Here is a 7,343-nt window from a genome sequence, read left to right on the forward strand (position 1 = left end):
AAAGGAAGTACCCCGGTCCCGCCCATCCCCAGAGGACCGGTCAGAAAATCCCGAGAAAGTTGTAAAGAACCCTTGCGAGCCAGTCAATGACAGACTAAGCTGGAGATACAACAGAACAGAGGGGGTGATAATTCCACCAACCGCCGCAATCCAACGGACGGAAGAGAGGAAACACCCAATGGAACTCCTGGAATGGATGCTCGCCGTTACGATCATCGGAGTGATCGGAACAACCATCGGAATCGCCTTCCAGATCATGGCCTACCGGAAGACCTTCCACCAGAAGAGCAACTACCAGGGTAAGCACCGGAAGTAAGGGATAGGGACCGGGGTAAAGGAAGTACCCCGGTCCCACCTCTTAGGCTTGCACACCGACACAACAGACGCAAGGGAGAGCCAACATGGAAACCAGGGATCTCATACAGGTGATCATCACGCTGGTCACGCTCGCGGCATTGATCGGAGCAACCGTCCTCGGCGGGATGACATGGCTGGTCACCCTGCTCTGGGTGCTCTGGGTGATCGGCGTGGTCGTGTCCGCAGCAGTCGCGCGCGCCCGCCGTCGCCTTGAATGAGACGAAGCCCTAGCCGCACATGCCGCGTCCGTCGCTAAACGTAGGACGTACCGAGCATCGCTCTAACGTCGATCGCTCGCAATGAGTGAGGCGTACCGATCCACGACGCGCCCGGGGACGGCCGCGCCCGCACGTGGCCACTACCGCGCGCATGAGGCACGCCAGGAACACGCGCGCACCGATTGGAGCAAACCACGTGCCACCGGTTCGGTTGCCCTGGGTAGTGGCACGAACCGTGATCACATCATGGTTGCGGAGAGCGTCCAACCGTTGACTCAACTACTGTCCGCACGCGACAGAGTGGTCGCTGTGCGTCACCACCACTCAAAGTCAGTCGCATGCGATGCGCGACATGACCACTGCGCAGCGTTGGATGTCGCAACCTAGACATGTCGCGCGGGCATGAGTGGGCAGGCATACACCACGGCGTGGTTTGACGCGCTCTCAGAGACGCTGAGAGACCCTTACGCGCACCCGACCCTACCGCGCCACGGCCAACGCCGCAGCAGTCGCCTGGAGCGCTTTGGACGCGGCCCCACGGAACGGCTCCCCCATGCCCGAACCGTGGCGTATGCAACACGGAACGTAGGCAACAAGCGGATAACAAAAAGGGGACTACCGAGCGCGACGCCCGGTAGCCCCCCGTCACCAATCACCAAGAGTGATTAGTTACTCAGAGTCACTAACATCCTTTGAACCTGTCCGGCATTTTTTGGGGCTCCCCGGCGTTCCCCAAGGCCCCCCGGGTAGGGGGTCACCCCCCGTGTCGGCCGTGCGGTCACCGAGAGTCAACCGAGTCCGGTGATGGCTCGGAGTTACGGAGTGACACCGAGGATGCGCACCACCGCCGCAGGGTTGGGCAGCACCAGGTCCGCGCGCAGCGTGGCGCGCACCGCGGTGCGGTCGCTGGTGAATCCGGCGGACTGGTCGACCTGGATGTCCGCCTCCTGACGGCTCACCGCCACGACCTGTGGAGCGTCGTAGACGTAGACGCTGGTCGCGTCCGTGGCCGTGCCCTGGGTCTCTGCGGTGGAGATCTGCGAGGTCAGGAACACCGGAACCCCGTAGATCGCGCGTCGCACGCCCTGGGCGCCGGATCCGGCCGACTCCTGGAGCAGGGGCTTGTTGTTGCCGGTGTCGGACTCCTTGACCTTGATCAGCTCGCGCCACGTGCGCGGGTGCATCACGATCGCGGATCCCTCGGCGTTGGCCTCGCTGAGCATGCCCAGCGCGTCGGCGATCGGGTCCAGGTTGGTCAGCGGGGCACCGTCGGTGCCCATGGACACCGTCTGGATGCCGGTCTGGTTGCGCAGGCCTCGAATCTCGGGCGCGGTACCGCTGCCTTGGAAGAAACCGTGGTCGAGCTTGAGCGCGATGGCGCGCGCGAGGTTCTCCATCAGCGTTCGCTGTGCCGACGGGTTGGAGTCGGAGACGAGCTCGTTGGAGGCGAACGTGAGCGCGGCCAGCTTGCGCGGGATCGCGGTCACGACGTCGGCGTCGGGGTCGGAGACGGTGATCTCGTCACCCTCGGGTGTCCAGTTGGCGGCCGCGTCGGAGAGGATCCGCGGGATCTCCAGTCGGGCGCCCTCGGTCGTCTCACGTCGGAAGCCGGACTGCAGGCCGACCGATTCGGCGGCGAGGCGGTCGAAGAAGTAGTCGGCGGCCTCGGAGGGGGCGAAGCTGCCGCCGGCCGTGCCGCTGGTGGTAAGCCACGTCATGGGTGTACTCCCGTAGGTCGTTGGGGTATCGGCGAGCGTTGGTCACGGACCAGCGTCGGGCGCCCACGGGGCGGAAGGGGTGGCGGAGTCGGCCACGGGCTCGAGCATCCACTACCGGGATAACTATACCGCTCTAGTCCCGTTTGAACAGGTCCGCGAGGTCGGGTGTGCGCGTGGTCGTTCCCCGACGGGCGCCGCCGTCCGCTGTGCCTTGGAAGCGTTGGCGTCGCAGGTAGGGCCGCTCGTCGAGGATGGTGTTCACCCGTTCGCTGACCTTGTCGGGTGAGACGCGCCCGTCGTCGTCGAGGAGCTCGGACACGTCGGCGCCGAACACCCACAGGTCGGCGCCGTTGTGGAGTCCGTTGCCGCCTTGCGCGTGGCGCTCCGCCTCGGCGCGCTGCAGCGTTTCGAGGCGACCGGCCAGGGCGTCGCGTTCCGCCTCGGTGGCGCGCAGCTGGGTCCGGTAGCGCGCGGCTTCCCGGTGCGGCTTGCTGTCGGCTGTCTGCCCGTGGTCCGTGTCGTCGGTCTCGCGTGGTGCGGTGTGGGGCGCGGGCGCGTCCGTGTCCGTGTCCGTGTCCGTGTCCGGGGCGGTTTCCTCGTGAGGTGTGGTCATCGTCGGTGTCCTTTCCTGGTGCTGGGTTTCTCGCCCTGTGCCGTCCCATTCGTCCCACCGTCATTTGTGCTGGTCAGCGTGGGACGGTTGGTTTTCTGGGACGGGTCGATCCGTCCCACGCGCGAAAGCGTCCCGGTGTTGGCCTGGGATGACGAGGTTGGGACGGCTGGGACGGTCGGGTGGCTACTCCGCCTGGTGTTCGTCGACGGCGCTGGATTCCGCGGAGGCGTCGCGCACAGGGACGTAGCCGCGGAAGGTCATGCGCAACCGCTCCCGTTGCCGTGCGGACAGTGGGGGCGCCGTGTCCGCGAGCTCCCGGATCCCAGCGACGTAGTCGGGGGCGTAGGTCTCCGGTCCGGTCTGGCCCATGGGTCGCTCCTTCATGGTCTCGGGACGCGTGACGGCCACGGACCGGGGTGATTCGTGGCCGTGGTGTGCGCGGGCGGGGTGCTAGCTCTCGTCGTTCCATTCGATGGTGATACGCAAGGACGGATCGTGGCGCGCGCCCTTGACGTTGGGTAGCAGGGTCACGTTCATGAGCGCGCGGACGACCTCCCGTTGTCGGCTCAACGGGAGCGCGGGCCAGACATCGGCGATACCCGGGGTGACCGGGTCGGGCGTGGTCGGAACGGCGCGCGGCGCGGACGCGCGTTTCTCGGCCGCTTCGATCTCCGGTAGTAGGCGTGCCTCGATACGGGCCAGGGCGGCCGCGCTCACCGTGCCTTTGGCGACCGAGTCATAGACCTCGTCCAACCGGGTCCGCTTCTCCTCAGCTTCGGCACGTGCGGCGCGCGCGTCCTCCTCCTGCCGCTCGTCGACGAGCAGTCCGGACGCGTCCGGACGTGAGAGGCGTTCGAAGAGGACGCTTGTGACGTAGGCGTCCATCCTGTCGCGCATGATGACGGTGCATTTGCCGTGGTTGGTGGGGACACCGCGGCACGCGTACTTGACGGCGCGTTCCGGCTTCCCCGCGGCCCCGGTGCGACGAATCGCCATCGTTCCGCCGCACACTCCGCACCGCGCGATACCGGTGAGCAGGTTGCGCGCGTGCGGGTCGGGGCTGAACTGACGGCCGGGCTCTCGCAGCCGCTGGACGCACACGTAGTAGGTCGTCTCCTCGAGGACGGGCGGCCACGCCGCGTCCCCGATGGTCCGTCCCCGGTGTACGCGCTTGGCGATGTAGGCGGGGTTGAGCAGCATCTGACGCATGGTCATGGTGGACCAGTGGCTACCGGTACCCGTGCGCAATCCGCGGAGGTTGAAATCCTTGCTGATGGCGAACAGCGATTCCCCCGCGGCGAACCGTTCGGCTGCCTCGCGCACCACGGGAGCCTGGGTCTCGTGCGGCACCTGGCGAACGAAGGAACCGTTCTCGCTGTCGTACTCGCGCCGGTACCCGAAGAGCAGTCGCCCATGGGGTTGCCCCTTCAGCGCGTGCGCGCGCTTGTCCCGGATGATCCGGTCACGCGTGACGCTCGATTCCCGTTCATCCAGCAATGCGTCTAGGCCGGTCGTGAACCGGTCGTCGGTCCGTGTGAGGTCATACAGGCGACCCTTGTACGACCACTGGATTCCGTTTTCCTCGGCCACTTTCCGGAGCGTGACGTATGCGCCCAGGTCCCGTTGTGCGCGCGAGGATTCCCACGTGACCAGGACGTCCGACTCACCCGCGCGTAGGAACGAGATCAGTTGCTCGTATTCCGGCCGTTCCTTGGTGGCGTAGCGGGACGCGGAACGGTCGTTGTCGGTGAACACCTTGACGATCGTCCAACCGCGCCGTGCGCATTCGGCGGTGCACTCGTCCACCTGTTGGGAGACGGAACGCAGTTGCTGGCGCGGGTCGCTCGACACGCGCGCGTAGATCACGGCCCGGAGCGCGCGCCCGGGCGCGGACGCGCCGTCAAGCGTGACGCCCGTGGTGACGTCGTGCGTGTGCGCGTCGATCATCGCCCGCCTCCCGTTCCGCGCGCACCGGTCACGGGTGACACGTCGGCAACGCGCGCGGACGGTCCTGCCTCGGGCACGAACGGCGTGCCATGGGGACGCGGGAATACTGCGACCTCGGGCATGCTCCCCTTCCCTTCCATTTCCCTTACAGGCAGGAATCGGGACAGGTTCCCGCGCAGCACTCTGATACCTGAATTACCCGTTCCCATCGTCGGGGGAGCAGCGCATAACTGTATGGTCTCCACCGCGCGGCCACCCATTCCCGCGAGTCCTCTTCGCTGTGTTTCAGCGACCTTGACCATTCGGTTCTCCGCAGTCCAGATTCCCGTCTCGTCTTGGGCGACGAACGTGACACGCTGACCGAGTCGCGATTGCGCGTTGCTCGTCACCGTGACGATCTCGCCGCCGTTGGGAAGGCGCGTGAACTCCTCTCCGACCTTCGGGATCATCTCCGCCAGCGGGCCGAGCTTGATCATGGGCCGGAAGGCGTCGTAGATGTTTCCGGTCTGGTCCTCAGAAAAGGCCGTCACCTGGATCAGCGGCGTCGGCCAGGGAATGCCCATGGCCTCCCCCGGCTCGTAGCCGTAGACCCACCCGCAACCGCACCCGTGTTCGGCGCAGCGGTACGCCTCGCCGCCCCGCGCGTATCCCGCGAACACCACCGGGCCGACCGCTTCGGCGAGGATCTGGGCCGCGGTGAGCGGGCCCTTGCCCCACTTCTGCGGGCGCACGAGCTGGGAGCGACGGTAGAAGAAGGCGCTCGCGGGGGAGTTCAGCGACCGACCGACGTCCGCGTCACGGCGGACGCGGTAGTGATTGGCGAAGAACCACAGCATCTCGTCCGTCAGCTCGAACGGCTCGCCCCGGTGAAACCCGTCGGGGATCACACAGTGCGCCTCGACCCAGTCGATCGCGACGAACAGGGTCGGCCAGGCGACGACCTTCCCGTCAGTCGCCGTCGCCATCGGCGACGACCTTCAGACGGGACCGCGCGGACGGGCGCCGCCGGTCTGAGTGCTCAGGTTTCCCGGACGCTTCCACAGCGACCTCCCCGGGTTCGATCCGCCACCGGTTGCGCAGCATGCCCTGGACCGACAGGCCCAGGCTGTCGAGGTACTGCCGCACGACCTTCTGCAACTCGACGGAGGCGCCCGGCAGCTCCGCCTCGGCGAGCTTTCGCACGAACATGGCGACCTCGTAGCGCTGATCCAGCCGTTCCCACATGACCGCCTGCGGCCGGGTCCACAGGTCGCGCCACAGATCCCACTCACGTGGTCGCGGGTTGACCAACGGCCACTCGGGAGCCTCGCCGGGACGGCCCTCGGCCGGGAGCGTCGTCCACGTCCCTTGGTCCGAGGGCCGGTAGCGACGCAAGGCGTTCGGGTCGGGCGGTGGGCCGGACACTGGACGGGCGCCGCCTCGCGGCATGGCCGATCACCGCCCCTCCGTCATCGATCGCCGCTCAGGGCGTGAACCGCATATCCGGAAGGCGTCACTCCCGACGGTGCCATCCTCCGGGCTCCTCACGGGCGGTGATACGCGCGTGGCAGCGTTGCGTGAGCGCTTGGAGGTTGTCGGGGTCATGGCCCCGGGGCCCCATCGGCCCCAGACCGTCCACGTGGTGGACGTGCTCCGCCGACGGGCGCAACAGCATCGGCAGTGCGGCGTGCTCATCGCATTCGCAATAGGGGTGGTCGTCCAGATACGCGGCACGTGTGCGCTCCCAGCGACGGTTATACCCCTTGGCCCTGGCGCTGGGACGTTTACGGGCATTGGCCCGGGAGCACGCTCGGCAGCGGCCTTTGCTGGATAACTCCGGGCAACCGGGTGTCGGACAGACTTGCAGGGCTCGACGCGGAGGCACGGATACCCCCTGGTTTGTCAGAGCGTCTTCGGCACATGCGAAAGGCCCGGGAGCACATGCCCACCGGACCTCTTCAGCTTGTCTCAGATAGCTTTCACCATCTTGCTCTGCATTCTGGCAGAATTGTCAAGTCCGCGCAAGTCGAATACGAGCGCGGTGCGCACGCCGCCGCGCGGCCTCCAAGTCCGTGAGCGTACTGACGTGCTCGGAATCCTCCGCGCACCGAACATTCCCGTCGATGGGCAGGCCCGGCGCCAAGAGCACCGTCAACCGGCCTCCGCACGCTTTCGGCGTCTGCCCGTCGAGGGTGATGACGCGGCAGGGTTCGGGGATGGGGATACGGCGCACCGGCTTGTCCACAGCGCGCACGGCCTGTCGGACGGCCGCGTTGATCTCGTCGATCAGCTCGGCCGCGTAGCCGCGCGCCCGGGCCCAGCGGATGACGGGGGCGAGCCATCTCGCCATATCGGCGAGGTCGTCCTCGGGGAGCCGGGACGTGGCCGATTCCCCGTGGAGCACCCGCACCCATGTCGACAGCGTGCCGTGCAGGACGGAAGCCGCCTCCGAGGCGCGTAGGTCGATGGGCAGCGCAGCCGCGGCGGCCTTCGTCCGTTTGCCGCCGCTGG

General features: G+C 67.2%; 8 protein-coding genes and 1 pseudogene. 2 read left to right on the top strand and 7 right to left on the bottom strand.

Going from position 1 to position 7,343, the window contains the following annotated elements:
• Together D471_RS41455 and D471_RS41065 are read left to right on the top strand one after the other, a co-directional pair.
• Nucleotides 1-316 (top strand): hypothetical protein (locus D471_RS41455; protein WP_206538988.1); only part of this gene is annotated, 316 nt, incomplete at its 5' end.
• Nucleotides 317-401: 85 nt separating this feature from the next.
• Nucleotides 402-575 (top strand): hypothetical protein, encoded by a 174-nt coding sequence (locus D471_RS41065; protein ID WP_017602173.1) that lies wholly within the window; start codon nt 402-404, stop codon nt 573-575.
• An 815-nt stretch (nt 576-1,390) separates the two neighbouring features.
• Here the strand turns inward: D471_RS41065 and D471_RS0130810 are convergent.
• The 7 genes and pseudogenes from D471_RS0130810 to D471_RS40570 form a co-directional block, all read right to left on the bottom strand.
• Nucleotides 1,391-2,293, bottom strand: a complete 903-nt coding sequence (locus tag D471_RS0130810; protein ID WP_017602174.1) for a phage major capsid protein — start codon at nt 2,291-2,293, stop codon at nt 1,391-1,393.
• Between the two features lie 133 nt (nt 2,294-2,426).
• A complete protein-coding gene (locus tag D471_RS37980) occupies nt 2,427-2,906 on the bottom strand; it encodes a hypothetical protein (RefSeq protein WP_017602175.1) in 480 nt (159 codons plus the stop codon).
• A 183-nt stretch (nt 2,907-3,089) separates the two neighbouring features.
• Nucleotides 3,090-3,275, bottom strand: a complete 186-nt coding sequence (locus D471_RS0130820; RefSeq protein ID WP_152486508.1) for a hypothetical protein — start codon at nt 3,273-3,275, stop codon at nt 3,090-3,092.
• 81 nt (nt 3,276-3,356) lie between these two features.
• Nucleotides 3,357-4,853, bottom strand: a complete 1,497-nt coding sequence (locus tag D471_RS37155; protein WP_017602177.1) for a recombinase family protein — start codon at nt 4,851-4,853, stop codon at nt 3,357-3,359.
• Nucleotides 4,850-5,818: a hypothetical protein gene (locus tag D471_RS37160; RefSeq protein WP_051059291.1), complete on the bottom strand. Its 969-nt coding sequence runs from the start codon at nt 5,816-5,818 to the stop codon at nt 4,850-4,852. The genes D471_RS37155 and D471_RS37160 overlap by 4 nt, the downstream gene beginning before the upstream one ends.
• Entirely contained in the window at nt 5,802-6,257 is a 456-nt protein-coding gene (locus D471_RS0130835) for a phage terminase small subunit (RefSeq protein WP_152486510.1), read from the bottom strand. Before D471_RS0130835 ends, D471_RS37160 begins: the two co-directional genes overlap by 17 nt.
• Before the next feature lie 586 nt (nt 6,258-6,843).
• Nucleotides 6,844-7,343, bottom strand: a pseudogene (locus D471_RS40570) (hypothetical protein); the annotation flags it as partial.

It is taken from the genome of Nocardiopsis lucentensis DSM 44048 (genome assembly GCF_000341125.1).
GTDB classification, from domain to species: domain Bacteria; phylum Actinomycetota; class Actinomycetes; order Streptosporangiales; family Streptosporangiaceae; genus Nocardiopsis; species Nocardiopsis lucentensis.